The sequence below is a fragment of the Polaromonas sp. LjRoot131 genome, assembly GCF_964252805.1.
Taxonomy (GTDB): Bacteria; Pseudomonadota; Gammaproteobacteria; order Burkholderiales; family Burkholderiaceae_C; genus Polaromonas.
The window spans coordinates 96,871-113,889 of record NZ_CAXUPF020000002.1 but is presented as its reverse complement, the minus strand read 5'-3'; the positions used below and the strand labels follow the sequence as shown (position 1 = coordinate 113,889).

Sequence of the window (17,019 nt, the reverse complement as noted above, 5' to 3'; positions counted from 1 at the left end):
TCCGGGTTGGGGTGAAATCGGGCGATTGAGCCACCCAGGCCCTTGCATGGGCATTAGCCCATGCAGCGTGCCCGGTCGGCCCGCTCATCCCGATTGCACCCCAACGCGGCCCCGTTTAGGCCGTAAACAGGTTCTAGGCCTGATCTGAAGGCCTAAAGCCCAGCCGGCTTAAAAACGCCATGGCCGCGGCCGGCGCCCTTTCCTTGGCACCGTTGATGAAATACACAAACACGTCGCGCGGCTTGCCTTGCGACGGGGCTTCTTCCAGCGCCGGCAGGTCGGCCGGCACGCCGCCTGCGGCCCATTGCCGCGCACGTTCGGCCCAGGCGTCCAGCGCAGCGTCCTCGTACCCGGTCTCCAGGCTTGCCTCGCTCATCATCAGCCGGGCATAGGCAAAGTCGCCCGTGAGGTCGGCAAAAGACGGGAATTTGTCAGCGTCGGTAAATACGGTGGCCACCTTGTAACGACGTGCCAGCGCAAGGTAGTCGGGCGACATGAAACTTTCGTGGCGCACGTCGACCACGTGGCGCAACGCCCGGCCGTCCACCTGTTTCGGCAGCAGCGCGAGGAAGGCCTCAAAGTCCTCGGGCTCAAACACCTTGCCGGGCATGAACTGCCAGACGATGGGGCCCAGTTTTTCGCCCAGTTCGCTGATGCCGCTTTCCGTGAAGCGCTGGATGGATTCGCCGGCCTCGGCCAACACGCGGCGGTTGGTCGCGTAGCGCGAGGCTTTGAGCGAGAACATGAAGCCGTCGGGTGTCTCGTCATGCCACTTTTTGAAACTGGCCGGCTTGAGCGTGCCGTAATAAGTGCCGTTGACCTCGATGGCGCTCAGCTGGCGGCTCGCGTATTCGAGCTCGCGGCTGTGCGGCAGGCCGGGCGGAAAGAAGTTGCTGCGCCAGGGCTCGAAGGTCCAGCCGCCCACGCCCGCGCGGGTGCGGGAATCGGCCGGTGCGGAAGGGCTTGCTGGGGGGCTGGCTCGTGTCATGGGGGCTCCGTGGCGTGCTGGATGCTCTCTCATCCAAATGGAGGGGAATAAGAGCGGATATCTTTGCCCCCGCCGGCTGCGGGCGCTGTAGGTGGAATTCTCCAATTGCGGGTCTTCCCTTGGCCGGTGGCGCGGTCTGTGTCGGAAGCGTACAGTAGCAGCTGTCGCAGCCAAAAGCTGCCCTGAAAAGCCGACTTTTTCCCTCGGAGCCCTTCCATGAACGCCCCCCTGCACCGCGAAATCCCCGCCAGCATCCTCAACGCCGCCCAGGCCCTTTCCCAGGTGACCGCCCAGTGGGACGGCGACATCGTCAAACAGATCACCGACTACATTTCCATCCCCGCCAAGTCCCCGACCTTCGACAGCGACTGGGCGCAGCACGGTTTCATCGACACCGTCATGCGTAATGCGGCGGCCTGGGTCGAGGCGCAGAAAGTTGAAGGCCTCACGCTGGAAGTCGTGCGCCTCGAAGGCCGCACCCCGGTGCTGTTTTTTGAGATCCCGGCCACGCGCGCCGACTCGACGCAAACCGTGCTGATGTACGGCCACCTTGACAAGCAGCCCGAATTCACCGGATGGCGCAATGACCTGAGCCCCTGGACGGCGAAGTACGAGGACGGCAAGCTCTACGGCCGCGGCGCCGCCGACGACGGCTACGCCGTCTACGCCAGCATCGCCGCCGTACAGGCGCTCAAGGCGCAGAACGTTCCGCACCCGCGCATCGTCGGCCTGATCGAGACCTGCGAGGAAAGCGGCTCCTACGATTTGCTGCCCTATGTCAACGCGCTGCGCGAGCGCCTCGGCGAGGTCGCGCTGGTGGTGTGCCTGGATTCCGGCGCGGGCAATTACGACCAGCTGTGGCTGACCACCAGCCTGCGCGGCAACGCGGCCGGCGTGCTCAAGGTCGAAATTCTCACGGAGGGCGTGCACTCCGGCGACGCCAGCGGCCTGGTGCCCTCGAGCTTTCGCATCATGCGCCAGGTGCTGGACCGCCTCGAGGACAGCAAGACCGGGCGCCTGCTGCCGCAGAGCTTTCATTGCGAAATCCCGGCCGACCGCCTGGCCCAGGCGCAGGCCACGGCCAAAATCCTCGGCGAGGAAATCTACAAGCGCTTTCCGTGGGCGCACTACGATTGCGAAGGCTCCAGCAGCTTTGCCTTGCCCACCACCACCGACCCGGTCGAAGCCCTGCTCAACCGCACCTGGCGCCCCACGCTGAGCGTCACCGGTGCCGAGGGCTTCCCGGCGCTCAAGGACGCCGGCAACGTGCTGCGGCCTTACACCGCCTTCAAGCTCTCGCTGCGTTTCCCGCCGCTGATCGATGCCGGCGCGGCGGTGCAGGAACTCAAGACGCTGCTGGAAGACAACGCGCCCTACCAGGCCAAGGTGACCTTCGAAAGCAACGGCGGCGCGACCGGCTGGAATGCGCCCGGCACCGTGCCCTGGTTCGAGAACGCGCTCAACGACGCGTCGCAGAGCTTTTTCGGCGCGCCTTGCGGCACCATAGGCCAGGGCGGCACCATTCCGCTGATGAACATGCTGAGCAAGGGCTTCCCCAAGGCGCAGATGATGGTCTGCGGCGTGCTGGGCCCCAAGAGCAATGCCCACGGCCCCAACGAATTCCTGAACGTGCCCTATGCCAAGAAGCTGACCGCCGCGGTCGCGCACGTGATGGCCCGCGTCCCCGGTTGACTCGGGTGCGCCGCCCTTCTTCCCTGCATCGCGGCCTCCCGCGCATGCTTGCCCCAGGCCAGGTTTTCGCCGCCGCATGCATTCGACCGTCCTAGCCCCCTTCACCGCCCGCGACGGCGAGAACCTGGCCCTCTACGAGTGGCCGCTGGACGCCTGGGCCGACGAAATGGGCCCGCACGCGCCGCCGCCGCGCGCCGTCGTGCTGCTGGTGCACGGCCTGGGTGAACACGCCCTGCGCTACGACCATGTCGCGCGCCAATTGATGGAGTGGGGTTTTGCCGTGCGCGCTTACGACCAGCGCGGCCACGGCGAGTCCGGCGGCGCGCGCGGCGTGCTGCCCCAGGACAGCACCTTGCTCGACGACCTAGCCGAGGTGGTCGACGACACGCGGCTGCGCTGCATGCGCATGCTGCGGGAATCCGCGGCGCCGGAATCCGCCCAGCTTCCGATCGTCCTGCTGGGCCACAGCCTGGGCGGCCTGGTGGTCAGCCGCTTTGTCTCGCTGGGCATACGTCCCGTCGACGGCCTGGTGATGTCCTCGCCGGCACTGGATGCCGGCCTCGGCCCGCTGCAAAAACTGCTGCTGGCTTTCATGCCGAAACTGGCGCCCAACCTGTGCGTGGGCAACGGCCTGGATCCGAACTACCTCTCGCACGACCCGGAGGTGGTCAGGAAATACGTTGCCGACCGGCAGGTGCACAACAGGATTTCGCCGCGGCTGGGCAAGTTCATCGCGACGGCAGGTCCCGCGACCATAGCCGCCGCCGCCCGCTGGCGCACGCCCACGCTGCTGATGTACGCGGGTGCTGACAGCCTTGTCGACCCGGCGGGCAGCCGCGCTTTTGCAGAAAGCGCCACGAATTCACGGGACGTCATGCCCGGCACGGTGACCACGCGCTGTTTTGAGGGCCTCTACCACGAGATTTTCAACGAAACCGATTCGGTGCCGGTGTTCGACACGCTCAAAGCCTGGCTGGACGCGCGCTTCTAGCGCGCTCGCGGCCCGGCAAAGGACTCAGGCGCCCCGGCTCTTGCGCTGGGCCAGCGCAAGCCAGGCCAGCGCCGCGCCGGTCAGGCCCAGCGGCAGCAACGAACCGAGGTTCAGCAAGGTCCATCCCTGCGTGGTGACCAGCACCCCCGAGGCCAGCGAAGAAATCGCCAGCACCGCAAAAATACAGAAATTGAGCGCGCCCTGGGCCTTGTCTTTTTCTTCGGGGCGGTAGGCCGTGAGCGCCAGCGTGGTGCTGCCGGTGAACAGGAAATTCCAGCCCAGCCCCAGCACAAACAGCGCTACCAGGAACTGCTTCAGGTCCACGCCCGAGAGCGCGATCAGCACGCACAGCACGTTCAGCGCCACGCCCACCGCCATGATGGGCAGGGCGCCGAAGCGGCGGATCAGGTGGCCGGTGAAAAAGCCGGGGGCGAACATGCCGATCACATGCCACTCCAGCACCAGCGCAACGCTGGAAAACGGCAGGCCGCAGATCTGCATGGCGATCGGTGTGGCGGCCATCAGGAGGTTCATCACGCCAAAGCCCAGCGCGCCGGCGGCCGCGGCCACGATGAAGACCGGCTGCCGCATGATTTCAGACAGCGGCCGCCCTCCCCGCGACGCGTGCGCCTCGGGCGGCGGCGGAAACTGGATGAAGGCCAGCAGCGCCATGGACAGCAGCGCCACGCCCGCCAGCGCCAGGTAGGCGCCGGCAAAAGGCACGTCGGTCAGCTCCCGCGTGCGGGCCGCGAGATTGGGCCCGGCGACGGCACCCAGCAGGCCGCCGGCCATGACCAGCGAAATGGCTTTCTCGCGAAAGGCCGGCAGGGCCAGCTCGGCCGCGGCAAAGCGGTAAAGCTGCGCGTTGGCGCTGTAGTAGCCGGCCACCACCGTGGCCGCCACCAGCAGCCAGAAGTTCTTGCCGTAGGCCGCGTAGCAGCACAGCAAAGCCGAGGCCACGGCCACCAGCAAGCCGAGCTGGAAGGAGGTCTTGCGGCCGAAGCGCGCCTGCGTGCGCGCCACCACTGCGGTCGACAGCGCCCCGCCCACCACATAGCCCATGACGGGCAGGGTCGCCATCCAGCCCAGCGGCGCCAGGTTCAGCCCGACCAGGCCGTTGATGGCGATGAAGGTGACGTTGTTGGTCAGGAACAAGCCCTGGCAAACGGCCAGCAGCCAGAGGTTGCGGTTCATGCGGCAGCCCCCAGCGTCAACAGCGACAGGCAGGCCAGCGGCGCGGTTTCGGCCCGCAGCACGCGCGGGCCCAGCGTGACGGGGCTGAAGCCGCGGGCGATGGCGGCGGCTTCTTCGGCGGGGCTGAGGCCGCCCTCGGGGCCGCTTAAAAAGGTCAGCGCGCCGTTGCCCGGAACCGCCTGGGCCAGCGGCCGGCTGCCTTCGCGCAGCGACAGCAGCAGCCGGCTTCCGTCCGGGGCCGCGTCGCCGCTGCCCTTGAGCCAGTCGGCCAAGTTGGCGACGTCGTGGATCAGCGGCACGCGGCTGCGGCCGCACTGCTCACAGGCGGCGATGGCCACGCCGCGCCAGTGCGAGATTTTTTTGTCGGCGCGTTCGCCCTTGATGCGCAACACGCTGCGCTCGCTCATCAGGGGCTGGATGCTGGCTGCGCCGAGCTCGGCGGCTTTTTCGACCAGCCAGTCCATGCGCTCGTTGGCGGGCATGGCGACCGCCAGGTGGATAGCGCGGCCGGCCTCGCGCGCCGTGGGAGTGTAGGCGCCGATGATGACCTCGACCTCGCTGCGCCCCATGCGCGCGACCGTGGCTTCGAACTCCCCTTCGCTGCCGGGCTGGCCGTCACCCCTGCCGTTGAACAGCGAAAGCGCGTCCCCGGGCTGCAGCCGCAGGACCTGGACGTGGCGGGCGGTGGCCGGTGGCAACTGGACGGTCGTGCCCGGCACCAGCGCCATGTCGGCGTAGAAACGGGCGCTCACGCCACGGCCTTGGCTGTGGGGGCGCGGTGGAGGGGATGCTTCATGCGGTCAGAACGTGTAGCCCACGCGGGTTTCATTGCCTTCGATCTCGTCGAGCAGCACCATCAGCGGGCCCAGCTGGCGGTAGCGCGCGGCGGTGTTGCGGGCGTAGCGGATAAAGCGCGGCGTGTCGGCCAGGTACTTGGGCTTGCCGTCGCGCAGCGTGAGGCGCGCAAAAATACCCAGAATCTTGAGGTGGCGCTGCAGGCCCATCCATTCGACGGCGCGGTAGAACTCGCCGAAATCGTCGCCGACCGGCAGGCCCGCCTTGCGCGCCTTCTGCCAGTAGCGCACGGTGATGTCGAGCACAAAATCCTCTTCCCAGCTCAGGAATGCGTCGCGCATCAGGCTGGCGATGTCATAGCTGATGGGGCCGTAGACCGCATCCTGGAAATCAAGAACCCCCAGTGGTGGCGCATCTGTGAGAGGCGCCGGCGAGCCGCTTGGGATCATGAGATTGCGCGGCATGAAGTCGCGGTGCACGAACACGCGTGCACCGTCGAGCGAATTCAGGTTGCTGGCCTTGATCTGTTCGAAGAGAACGTTCAGCTTCTCCTGCAGGCCGTTGTCCAGCGGCAGCTTGCGGTGTTTGGCGACATACCAGTCGGGAAACAGCGAGAGTTCGCGCGACAGCAGCGCGTCGTCATAAGGGGGCAATACACCGGGTTTCGAGGCGAGCTGCCAGCGCACCAGGGCGTCCACCGCATGGGCATACAGCTCGTAGTGCGCCGATGCGGGGCTGGAAATTGCGTCAACCGCGGCGGGAGGCGCGATCACCTCCATCATGGTTTGCGCGCCCAGGTCGCTCAGCAGCATGAAGCCCAGGGGCTCGTCCCATGCCAGCACGCGGGGCGCGTTCAGGCCCGCGTCCGCCATCAGGCCGGCGATTTTGACGAAGGGTTTGCAATCTTCCTGCGCGGGCGGCGCATCCATGATGATGCAGCTGCCCTCGCCGGATGCGGCGTCGACCCTGAAATAGCGGCGAAAACTGGCGTCGGCCGATGCCGGCCTCAGCGTGCCGGCCTGCAAATCGTGCTGGCGGGCCATGTCGGCCAGCCACTTGTCGAAGGCGGCGGCGCGTGCCGGGTCGGCCCAGGCGATGGACGGCGCGGTCATGCCTGCGCGGCCTTCGCCGGGCTTGGCTTCTTTATTCTGGGGATGGGCTGGAGGGTCATGGATAATCGGGCCTGATTTTACAAACGGGTTTATCTCACATAAACGATGCGCCGCGCATCCCCCTCGCCTTTTATTCTCTCTCCGGTGGCTCTTGCTGTCTCCAGGCTGGTCGTGTTTTGCGCCACGCTGGGGATGACTGTTGCGGGGACGGCGCACGCCCAGTCGGTGCCTGAGGCGCCAGCGCCGGCGCGTGGCGCGTCGGCCCCCACGCCGGCTGAGATGGCGGAGACCGAGAGCGTCTTGAAGCTCAGGCCCACCCCCATGCTGGCCGAGGAAGTCTCCAGCGACCCGCAGGACCGGGGCCCGACCTTTATCTTCGGCGACCGCGTGTCGGGACGCCCGGACCTGGAGACCGTGATCGACGGGAATGCGGAACTGCGCCGCGGGGCGACCTCCATACGCGCCGACCGCATCGAGTATTACCAGCCCGACGACCAGCTCAAAAGCCGCGGCAATGTCCGCATCAACCGGGCCGGCAACCGCTTTGAAGGTCCCGAGCTGGAACTCAAGCTGGACCGGTTCGAGGGTTTTTTCACCACGCCTGATTACCGCTTCCTGAGCAACGGCGGCAACGGCCGGGCGCAGCGGGTCGATTTCCTCGACGAAAACCACCTGACGGCCCAGCGCGCGACCTACACCACCTGCGAGCGCGAAGACGAGGCGAGCTGGGAGCCCTCCTGGGTGTTGCGCGCCAGCAGTTTCGAGTTCGACCTGGAGACCGAGGTCGGCGTGGCCCGCAATGCCGTCGTCCGCTTCAAAAGCGTGCCCATCCTGGCTTTTCCCAAGGTCAGCTTTCCGCTGAGCGACAAGCGCAAGTCCGGCCTGCTGCCGCCCACCATCAGCATGGGGTCGACCAACGGCTTTGAATTTCGCCAGCCTTATTACTTCGACATCGCGCCCAACCGGGACGCGACCTTCTCCCCGGCGATCCTGAGCAAGCGCGGCATAGACCTCGCCGGCGAGTTCCGTTACCTGGAGCCCAGCTACCGGGGCGAATTGCGCGCCAATTACCTGCCCAGCGACAAGCTGCGCAACCGGGACCGCTGGTCCTACGGCTACCAGCACACCGGCATCATTGACACCGGCCTGGCTTCTGTCGGCAACCTCGGCCTCAACCTGAACATGAATCGTGTCAGCGACAACGATTACTGGAAGGATTTCCCGGCGCGGTTCGGCTCCACCACCCAGCGGCTGCTGTCCCAGGACGCCACCCTGTCCTGGAGCCGGGGCTTCTTCTCCAGCACCCTACGCACCCTGAAATGGCAGACGCTGCAGGACGTGACCTCGCCCATCGTCCCTCCCTACGACCGCCTTCCGCAACTGACGGCCGCCTACACCCGGGTGGATGCCCCCCTGTGGGGGCTGGGCAACGGCTTCGACTGGTCGATCGAGGGCGATTACACCCGCTTCTCCGCCGACCGGGTCCTGACGAACCAGCCCAACAGCAACCGGGCCTACACCAAGCTGCAGATCAGCCGTCCCTGGCTGTCGTCGGCCGGCTTCATCACGCCCAAGGTGCAGCTGCACGCCACCAGCTACCAGTTCGACGCGCCGCTGGTCGGCGGGGCGAGGACGGCCTCGCGTGTGGTTCCGACCTTCAGCCTGGACAGCGGCCTGCAGTTCGAGCGCGAGGCCAGCTTCCTGGGCCGCAGTTTCACCCAGACGCTGGAGCCGCGGGCTTTTTATGTCCGCACGCCCTACCGCGACCAGAGCCTGCTGCCCAACTATGACTCCGGCCTGAACGACTTCAACTTCGCGACCGTCTTCACCGAGAACGCTTTTGTCGGCAATGACCGTATTTCCGACGCCAACCTGCTGACGCTGGGCGTGACTTCCCGCCTGCTGGATCCCGCGACCGGCGCCGAGGCCGTGCGCGTCGGCATCGCGCAGCGCCTGCGTTTTGAAGACCAGCGGGTGACGCTGCCCGGCGCGCTGCCCGTCACCGACCGCATCAGCGACATCCTGGTCGGCGCGTCCGTCAACTGGGTGCCGCAGTGGTCCTTCGACAGCACGGTGCAGTACAACCCCAAGACCAAGCAGTCCGAGCGCGCCTCTTTCGGCGTGCGCTACAACCCGGGCAATTACCGCGTCATCAGCGCCGCATTCCGGCGCCAGCGCAACGTCAGCGAGCAGATCGACGTGGGCTGGCAGTGGCCCATCAACGACCTCTGGGGCGACAAGGGCAAAGACCTGGGCGCGGGGCAGGGCCTGGGGCCGGGGCGCTATTACGCGGTCGGCCGGCTGAACTACAGCGTGCTGGACAAGCGGCTGGTCGACTCCATCATCGGCGTCGAATACGACGGCTGCTGCTGGATAGGCCGCGTCGTGTTGCAGCGTTCGCAGACCGGCACCGGCACTACCGACACCCGGATCATGTTCCAGCTGGAGCTGGTGGGTTTCTCCCGCATCGGCGGGAACCCCCTGGAAACCCTCAAGTCAAATGTCCCGCGCTACCAGTACCTGCGTGAGAAAATCGACTCTCCAAGCCGCTTTACCACTTATGACTAATACCCGTTTCTCCCCTGACCTTTTCCCGAGCCTGCCGCGCGCCACCGCCCTTGCGCTGGCGCTTTCGGCCTTGCTGGCGGTTCAGGTGCAGGCCCAGGGGCTCAAGCCGTCCAATCCCCTGCGCCTGTCCGACCCGACGGCCGCCGCGCGGGCACCGGCCCAGGGCGGCGGGCAGCGCCAGGCCGATTTCATCGTCGCGGTGGTGAATTCCGAGCCGATCACCAACAGCGAGGTTCGCCTCAAACTGATCCGCACCGAGCAGCAGATCCTCCAGCAGGGCACGGCCCTGCCGCCGCGCAGTGAGCTGGTGCCGCAGATCCTGGAGCGCATGATCAGCGACAAGGCGCAACTGCAGCTGGCACGCAGCTCGGGGATCCGGATCGACGAAAACACCATCGAAAACGCGGTCCAGACCGTGGCCAGCCAGAACCAGATCTCGGTGGACCAGCTGCGCAGCCGCCTGAAGGCGGACGGCGTCGACTACACCCAGTTCCGCTCCGAAGTGCGCGATGAGCTCCTGGTGGGCCGGCTGCGCCAGCGTGAGCTGGAATCGCGCGCCACCGTGACCGAACAGGAGATAGACCAGTTCCTGCGCGACCAGGAAGGCGGCGGCGCCGAGGCTTCCGCCGTGACCCTCAACCTGGGCGAGATCCTGGTGGCGGTGCCCGAGAACGCCACGCCCGACCAGGTCGCGGCGCTGCAGGCCAGGGCCCAGCAGGTGGTTGATCGCGCCAAGGCCGGCGGCGATTTTGCGGCGCTGGCCGCGGAGTTCTCCGCATCCGCCACACGCACCACCGGCGGCCAGATGGGCCTGCGCGCCGCTGACCGCTATCCTCCCCTCTTTGTCGAGGCCACCAAAAACCTGCAGACCGGCGGACTGGCGGGCCCGGTGCGAAGCGGTGCGGGCTTTCACATCCTCAAGGTGATCGAAAAGCGCCAGGGCGGCATGCCCGGCGCCACCGTGACGCAGACCCATGCCCGGCACATCCTGCTGCGCCTGAACCCCAAACAGACGGAAGCCGCCGCGACGGAAAAACTCGCCGAGTTCAAGAAACGTGTCCAGGCGGGGCAGGCCGATTTTGCCGCCCTCGCCCGCGAGAACAGCGACGACGGCTCGGCCAAGGAAGGCGGCGATCTGGGTTGGGCCAGCCCCGGCATGTTTGTGCCCGAGTTCGAAAAAGTCATGAACAGCCTGGCGCCCAACCAGGTCTCCGATCCGCTGGTGTCCCGCTTTGGCGTGCACATCATCCAGGTGCTGGAGCGTCGCGACACGCAGCTCTCGCAGCGCGACCAGCGCGAAATCGCCCGCAACGTGCTGCGCGAGAAGAAACAGAACGAAGCCTACGCACTCTGGGCCCAGGAGGTCCGTGGCCGCGCGTATGTGGAGTATCGTGATCCTCCTCAATAATGTGGCCCCCACGGTCGCTCACTGCGTGTAGCCTGCGGCTTCTCCCTGCCCCTTTCATCACGAAAGGGGCCGCTGCGCCTGCGGCCCGGCGAAGCCGGTTCCGCGGCCCATGCTGATTTAAATGCGTAAGGCCGCTCCATCGTGAAACACATTCCCCGCAAACGCTTCGGCCAGCACTTCCTGACTGACCAGGGCATCATCGAAGGCATCGTCCAGGCGATCGCGCCTCGGCCTGGCCAGGCTGTGGTGGAGATTGGTCCCGGGCTTGCGGCCTTGACGCAGCCCCTGGTGGAACGCCTGGGTAACCTGACTGTGATCGAGCTGGACCGCGACCTGGCCCGGCAGCTGCGTCAGCATCCCCAGCTCAGCGTGGTCGAGTCGGACATCCTCAAGGTGGACATCCATGCGCTGGCGAGCACCGCCTGCGCGCCGGGGCAAAAGCTCCGGGTCGTCGGCAACCTGCCGTACAACATCTCCACGCCCATCCTGTTTCACCTGCTGGGCGCGGTCGACGTGATTGAAGACCAGCACTTCATGCTGCAAAAGGAAGTCATAGACCGCATGGTGGCCGCGCCGGCCACCAGCGACTACGGCCGGCTCAGCGTGATGCTGCAGTGGCGCTATGCCATGGAAAATGTGCTGTTCGTGCCGCCGCACAGCTTTGACCCGCCGCCGCGCGTGGACAGCGCGGTGGTGCGCATGGTGCCGCATGCCGCGCCGGCGGCGCTGGACGTCAAGCTGCTCAGCGAGCTGGTGCAGGTGGCCTTCAGCCAGCGCCGCAAGCTGCTGCGCCACACCCTGGGACAATGGCTGGCCGCGCGGGGCTTCGGCGGGACGTTTGACGTGCAGCGCCGTGCCGAGGAAGTGCCGGTGGCCGAGTACGTCGCGCTGGTGCAGGCGCTGTAAGCCGACCGGCAGTGTTCCGGCATAAAAAAAGCCCGTCAAGGACGGGCTTTTTTGCGGGCGCTTGCGGCGCCCACGATGTCGTTTTTGCTTTAAGCAGCGGCGAGCCAGTAACCCGCGTTAAACGGGCTGCTCATGCGCAACGCCAGAGGTGACACGTCTACCAGTTTGTCGGTAGGCATGACTTCTTCACCTTCTGCAACTGCTTGCTGGGCCTCATTCGCCCGATCCCCTTGGCCGATGTCTGGGGAGCGGGCTACAGAAAAGAATAGAAACATCTGAACGGTATCTTGCGATCCGCCCAGTAGTCCGAAGCATCCCGGAAGATGTCGAGCAGCTGCTCGCGCGCTTCCTTGTCGAATTTGGCGTTGGCCGGAATCTGCTCGAGCACGACGATGAAGCCGGGCTGCGGGCCTGATTTGTGGACCAGGTCCGTCATGCAGTCGTACAGCGCGTCGAAATTCTTGCCGAAGTGCGCAGGGAAGGTGTATTGCGCCGCAATCATGTCCAGCACGTCCTGCTTGCTCTGGGCGTTGCCCAGGTTGGCGTACAGGAAATGCTGGTTCAGCTGCGTTGCGGCGTCCTGCAGATCCTGCACCCGGAAGGCACGTATGGATTGAACGATGTTCTGCCGCACGCCGCGCAAGGGCGTTTCGCCGTCCTTGCGCACCGGCGTCTCGTTGTCCCGACGAAGTGGTGTATCCATCTCCGCTACTCTTTCTCTGAAGTCAAAAACTTGAAATAACAACCACAGTTCATTTACTGAACGATTCTGCGAAAACTCGCATAGTGGTCGTCGGTGTAATAACAGGCATCCGGAGCGGTGGGTTTCAAGCCGCCACAAACAATGCGCCGGGCTCCCCGGCTGCGTTCATTGGGCGTCCTGACGGTGTATTCGCGGTAGTAACCGCGACGGTTGGCCGGAAGAAGTCGCTCCCGGTTGCCAAACACCACGCCGTCCTTGTCATGCCTGAACGGCCCACCCTGGTAAATCAGCGTCATCATGTCGCGCCCTTGCGGGGGCAATTGGGCCGTTGCGATCGTGCCGGCCGATGCCGGTGTATCCGCACCCTTGGCCTGCACCACGCTGGGGATCAGCCCGCTCAGGCTGGTTGTCAAGACCAGCAGGCCGACCATTTTGGCCACCTGCCAACGTCCCCACCCATTGCGCAACATGAAAAAGAAGCCTTTCCTGGAACCTAAGGCCAGCCCGCCGATTTCGGGTTAACCCTTAAATTTCAAGAGAGGTAGTTTGCCGCATATGGCCAAAAAACGCAAGTGGCTGCTGAAAATTTAGGCAGTAAAGACCGGGGGTACTGCCTAAATAAGTTAGTACTGGCTATCTAATTTTGGCTTATCGCGCCGCATTCGCATCCGCGACCGTCAGGGCCGTCATGTTGACGATGCGGCGTACCGTGGCGGTCGCGGTCAGGATGTGCATGGGTTTGTTCGCGCCCAGCAGCACGGGGCCAATGGCGATGTTGCCGCCGGCCGCCGTTTTGAGCAGGTTGTACGAAATATTGGCCGCATCAATATTGGGCAGTACCAGCAGGTTGGCCTCGCCGGCCAGCGTGCTGTTGGGCATGATCAGTGCGCGCGCGTCGGCGTCCAGCGCCATGTCGCCGTGCATTTCACCGTCGACTTCCAACCAGGGCGCTTTTTCGCGCAGCAGCTCCAGCGTGCGGCGCATCTTCAACGCGCTGGGCAGGTTGGAAGAGCCGAAGTTCGAATGCGACAGCAGGGCCGCCTTGGGCTTGATGCCGAAGCGCATCATTTCCTCGGCCGCCATGGTGGTGATCTCGGCGAGCTGCTCGGCCGTCGGGTCGCAGTTGACGTGCGTGTCGAGCAGGAAGACCTGGCGGTTCGGCAGCAGCAGGCCGTTCATGCAGGCGTAGGTGTTGACGCCTTCGCGCTTGCCGATCACCTGGTCCAGGTAGTCCAGGTGGTGGGCGGTGGTGCCCCAGGTGCCGCAGATCAGGCCGTCGACGTCGCCCTTGTGCAGCAGCATGCCGGCGATCAGCGTGAGGCGGCGGCGCATCTCGATCTTGGCGATCTGCACCGTGACGCCGCGGCGCTCCATCATGCGGTGGTAGGTCTGCCAGAAGTCGCGGTAGCGGTGGTCCTGCTCGACGTTGACCACGTCGTAGTCGAGCTCTTCCTTCAGGCGCAGGCCGAATTTTTCGATGCGCTGGGCAATGATGGCGGGTCGGCCGATCAAGGTCGGCCGTGCCAGGCCTTCGTCCACCACGATCTGGCAGGCGCGCAGCACGCGTTCTTCCTCGCCCTCGGCGTAGGCCACGCGCTTGCGGCTGGCGGCCTTGGCGGCCGCGAAGATCGGCTTCATGACTGTGCCCGAGGCGTAGACGAAGCTCTGCAGCTTGTCGCGGTAGGCGTTCATGTCCTGGATGGGCCGCAGGGCCACGCCGCTGTCGGCCGCCGCCTGCGCCACCGCGGGCGCGATCTTCATCATGAGGCGCGGATCAAAAGGCTTGGGGATCAGGTACTCCGGGCCGAAAGCGAGCTTCTCGCCGACATAGGCGGCCGCTACCACTTCGCTCTGCTCGGCTTGCGCCAGCTCGGCAATCGCATGCACGGCCGCGATTTCCATCTCGATGGTGATGGTGGAGGCGCCGGCATCCAGTGCGCCGCGGAAGATGTAGGGAAAGCACAGGACGTTGTTGACCTGGTTGGGGTAGTCGGTGCGGCCGGTCGCCATGATGGCGTCGTCGCGCACGGACTTGACGTCCTCGGGCGTGATCTCCGGATTCGGATTGGCCAGCGCCAGGATGATGGGCTTGGCCGCCATCTTGGCGACCATGTCCTTCTTGAGCACACCGCCGGCCGACAGGCCCAGGAAGATGTCCGCGCCCGCGATGACTTCGCTCAGGGTGCGCGCGTCGGTCTTCTGCGCGAACTGGATCTTGTCCTCGTCCATCAGCTCGGTACGGCCTTCATAGACCACGCCGGCCAGATCGGTCACGAAGACGTTTTCGCGCTGTATGCCCAGCTTGAGCAGCAGGTTCAGGCAGGCCAGCGCCGCCGCACCCGCGCCGGAAGTCACCAGCTTGACCTGGCCGGGGCCCTTGCCCACCACCTTGAGCGCGTTCAGCACCGCCGCACCCACGGTGATGGCCGTGCCGTGCTGGTCGTCGTGGAACACCGGGATCTTCATGCGCTTGCGCAGCTCGCGCTCCACATAGAAGCAATCGGGCGCCTTGATGTCTTCGAGGTTGATGGCGCCGAAGGTCGGCTCCAGCGAGGCAATGATGTCGACCAGTTTGGCCGGGTCTTTTTCGTCGATCTCGATGTCGAACACGTCGACGCCGGCGAACTTCTTGAACAGCACGCCCTTGCCTTCCATGACCGGCTTGGAAGCCAGTGGGCCGATGTCGCCCAGGCCCAGCACCGCGGTGCCGTTGGTGATCACGGCCACCAGGTTGCCGCGGCTGGTGTACTTGAAGGCGTTGTTGGGGTCCTTGACGATCTCTTCGCAGGGCGCCGCGACGCCGGGGGAATAGGCCAGGGCCAGGTCGCGCTGGTTGGTGAGCTGCTTGGTCGCTGCGATGGCGACCTTGCCGGGGGTTGGAAACTCGTGGTATTCAAGGGCGGCGCGGCGCAGTTCGGCGCGTTTTTCTTCACGGTCAGTGGGCGTCGCGGCGGGTGGTGTCGGCATCAGCAAGGTCTCCAGCGGGAACGGTCGGTCGACCGTCAATTTCTTGTAAGGTCTGCGATTGTAGGCCGCCGGACGGGAAAACCCTAGTAAGTGAATCTACGCAAAAAGGTGGATCGCTTTTGACTTTTCGCCATGGAAAGCCGCTTCGCCGCGAAGCTTGTTCACGATAGCGGCGCGTAGCTGCTTTTTGAGCGCTTTAAACGCGAAATACAGAACCGGCCGCATCGACGGCCCGGCTCTTAACGCGCCACGCCCAGCAGTTGGTCCAGACGCTCGGGCTGCTCGCGCAGGGCCTGGGCCGTTCCCGTGTGCACCACCATGCCGCGGTCCAGCACCACGGCGCTGTCGGAAATCGCCAGGATGGCCTGCGGATGCTGCTCCACGATGATGGCGCTCAGGCCTTCTTCGCGCGTGATGCGGCGTATGGCGCGCAGCAGCTCCTCCACGATGATGGGCGCCAGGCCTTCCAGCGGTTCGTCGAGCAGCAACAGCTTCGGGTTCAGCACCAGCGCCCGCCCTACGGCCAGCATCTGCTGCTCGCCGCCCGACAGCTGCGTGCCCAGGTTGCCCTTGCGCTCGGCCAGGCGCGGGAACATCGCGTAAACGCTGTCGGGATTCCATTTGCCCCGGCGCGCCACCGCGGTGAGGTTCTCGTGCACCGTCAGCGACTTGAAGATGTTGCGCTCTTGCGGCACCCAGCCTATGCCGGCCGCCGCACGTTCGTGTGAGGGCAGCTGGTGCAGCGCGACCATGGCCGCGCCCGCGCCGAAGGAAATGGCGCCGCCATGCTGCCGCGTCGCGCCCGCCAGCGTGTTGATCAGTGTGGTCTTGCCGGTGCCGTTGCGGCCCAGCAGCGCGAGCGTCTGGCCTTCGCCGAGCGTGAACGACACCTCGTGCAGCACCACGGCCTCGCCGTAGCCGGCGCGCAGTTTGTCGACCTTGAGCAGCTCAGCCATGGGCCACCTCCTCCCCATGTTCCTCGCCATGGCCCAGGTACACCGCCTTGACCTGCGGGTCGGCCGCGATCTGTTCGGGCGTGCCCTCGGTCAGCAGCGTGCCGTTGACCAGCACCGTCATGGTGGTGGCGAAGCTGAACACCAAATCCATGTCGTGCTCGATCAGCAGCACCGACACGTCGGCCGGCAGCGCGGCCACGGTTTGCAGCAACTCCTCGCGCTCGCCGGCTGGCACGCCCGCCACGGGTTCGTCCAGCAGCAGCACGCGCGGCTCGCAGGCCAGCGCCACGGCAATCTCCAGCAGGCGCCGCTTGCCATAGGCCAGCACGCGGGTCGGCTGGTCCATCACCTCGGTGAGGTGAAACTGTTCCAGCAATTGTTCGCAACGTTCGGCCACGGCCCGGTTGCGGCCCAGCGGCTGCCACCATTTCGCGCCCAGGCCGGCCTGCTGCGACACCGTCAGTGCCAGCGTCTGCAGCGGCGTGAGCGAGTCGAACAGCTGGTTGATCTGGAAGGTGCGCACCATGCCGCGCTTGACGCGCTGGTGCGGCGCCAGCCGTGTGATGTCTTCGCCCTCGAGCAGGATGCGGCCCTCGGTCGGCTGCAGCACGCCCGTCAGCAGGTTGACCAGCGTGGTCTTGCCCGCGCCGTTGGGGCCTATCAAGGCGTGGCGCGCGCCGCGCCGCAGGTTCAGGCTCACGTTGTTGGTGGCGGTGATGCCGCCGAAGCGCATCACCAG

The 17,019-nt window shown here is 65.8% G+C and carries 14 protein-coding genes; 5 read left to right on the top strand and 9 right to left on the bottom strand.

From position 1 onward, the window contains the following. Positions 1 to 133: 133 nt before the first annotated feature. Positions 134 to 988, bottom strand: a complete 855-nt coding sequence (locus tag ACSQ27_RS10915; RefSeq protein WP_436155528.1) for a DUF72 domain-containing protein — start codon at positions 986 to 988, stop codon at positions 134 to 136. Positions 989 to 1,204: 216 nt separating this feature from the next. Between ACSQ27_RS10915 and ACSQ27_RS10910 the strand changes: the two genes are divergently transcribed. Both ACSQ27_RS10910 and ACSQ27_RS10905 read left to right on the top strand, forming a co-directional pair. Next, complete coding sequence (locus ACSQ27_RS10910) at positions 1,205 to 2,680, top strand: M20 family metallopeptidase (RefSeq protein WP_436155527.1); 1,476 nt, start codon at positions 1,205 to 1,207, stop codon at positions 2,678 to 2,680. Between the two features lie 76 nt (positions 2,681 to 2,756). Beyond that, positions 2,757 to 3,671 (top strand): lysophospholipase, encoded by a 915-nt coding sequence (locus tag ACSQ27_RS10905; RefSeq protein ID WP_436155526.1) that lies wholly within the window; start codon positions 2,757 to 2,759, stop codon positions 3,669 to 3,671. Positions 3,672 to 3,695: 24 nt separating this feature from the next. On the opposite strand, the gene ACSQ27_RS10900 is transcribed toward ACSQ27_RS10905, so the two are convergent. From ACSQ27_RS10900 to ACSQ27_RS10890, 3 genes are read right to left on the bottom strand one after another with little or no spacing between them, the layout of a single operon-like run. Beyond that, positions 3,696 to 4,865: an MFS transporter gene (locus ACSQ27_RS10900; RefSeq protein WP_436155525.1), complete on the bottom strand. Its 1,170-nt coding sequence runs from the start codon at positions 4,863 to 4,865 to the stop codon at positions 3,696 to 3,698. Next, a complete protein-coding gene (locus ACSQ27_RS10895) occupies positions 4,862 to 5,617 on the bottom strand; it encodes a 16S rRNA (uracil(1498)-N(3))-methyltransferase (RefSeq protein ID WP_436155524.1) in 756 nt (251 codons plus the stop codon). Before ACSQ27_RS10895 ends, ACSQ27_RS10900 begins: the two co-directional genes overlap by 4 nt. 48 nt (positions 5,618 to 5,665) lie before the next feature. Then, positions 5,666 to 6,772: an aminoglycoside phosphotransferase family protein gene (locus ACSQ27_RS10890; RefSeq protein WP_436155523.1), complete on the bottom strand. Its 1,107-nt coding sequence runs from the start codon at positions 6,770 to 6,772 to the stop codon at positions 5,666 to 5,668. A 105-nt stretch (positions 6,773 to 6,877) separates the two neighbouring features. Between ACSQ27_RS10890 and ACSQ27_RS10885 the strand changes: the two genes are divergently transcribed. The 3 genes from ACSQ27_RS10885 (at position 6,878) to rsmA (ending at position 11,654) form a co-directional block, all read left to right on the top strand. Continuing rightward, positions 6,878 to 9,340 carry an LPS-assembly protein LptD gene (locus ACSQ27_RS10885; protein WP_436155522.1) on the top strand — a complete coding sequence of 821 codons (2,463 nt, stop codon included), beginning with the start codon at positions 6,878 to 6,880 and terminating at the stop codon, positions 9,338 to 9,340. Continuing rightward, a complete protein-coding gene (locus tag ACSQ27_RS10880) occupies positions 9,333 to 10,748 on the top strand; it encodes a peptidylprolyl isomerase (protein ID WP_436155521.1) in 1,416 nt (471 codons plus the stop codon). Before ACSQ27_RS10885 ends, ACSQ27_RS10880 begins: the two co-directional genes overlap by 8 nt. A gap of 141 nt (positions 10,749 to 10,889) precedes the next feature. After that, positions 10,890 to 11,654: a 16S rRNA (adenine(1518)-N(6)/adenine(1519)-N(6))-dimethyltransferase RsmA gene (rsmA, locus tag ACSQ27_RS10875; protein ID WP_436155520.1), complete on the top strand. Its 765-nt coding sequence runs from the start codon at positions 10,890 to 10,892 to the stop codon at positions 11,652 to 11,654. Between the two features lie 253 nt (positions 11,655 to 11,907). On the opposite strand, the gene ACSQ27_RS10870 is transcribed toward rsmA, so the two are convergent. From ACSQ27_RS10870 to ACSQ27_RS10850, 5 genes are all read right to left on the bottom strand, one after another. Next, positions 11,908 to 12,357 (bottom strand): barstar family protein, encoded by a 450-nt coding sequence (locus ACSQ27_RS10870; protein WP_436155519.1) that lies wholly within the window; start codon positions 12,355 to 12,357, stop codon positions 11,908 to 11,910. Between the two features lie 53 nt (positions 12,358 to 12,410). Continuing rightward, positions 12,411 to 12,788: a ribonuclease domain-containing protein gene (locus tag ACSQ27_RS10865; RefSeq protein ID WP_436155518.1), complete on the bottom strand. Its 378-nt coding sequence runs from the start codon at positions 12,786 to 12,788 to the stop codon at positions 12,411 to 12,413. A 217-nt stretch (positions 12,789 to 13,005) separates the two neighbouring features. After that, the gene (locus ACSQ27_RS10860; RefSeq protein WP_436155517.1) at positions 13,006 to 15,324 is read right to left on the bottom strand and encodes an NADP-dependent malic enzyme; all 2,319 of its coding nucleotides are present in this window, start codon (positions 15,322 to 15,324) and stop codon (positions 13,006 to 13,008) included. 239 nt (positions 15,325 to 15,563) lie between these two features. After that, positions 15,564 to 16,280: an ABC transporter ATP-binding protein gene (locus ACSQ27_RS10855; RefSeq protein WP_436155516.1), complete on the bottom strand. Its 717-nt coding sequence runs from the start codon at positions 16,278 to 16,280 to the stop codon at positions 15,564 to 15,566. After that, positions 16,273 to 17,013 carry an ABC transporter ATP-binding protein gene (locus ACSQ27_RS10850; protein ID WP_436156224.1) on the bottom strand — a complete coding sequence of 247 codons (741 nt, stop codon included), beginning with the start codon at positions 17,011 to 17,013 and terminating at the stop codon, positions 16,273 to 16,275. Before ACSQ27_RS10850 ends, ACSQ27_RS10855 begins: the two co-directional genes overlap by 8 nt. Positions 17,014 to 17,019: the final 6 nt, after the last annotated feature.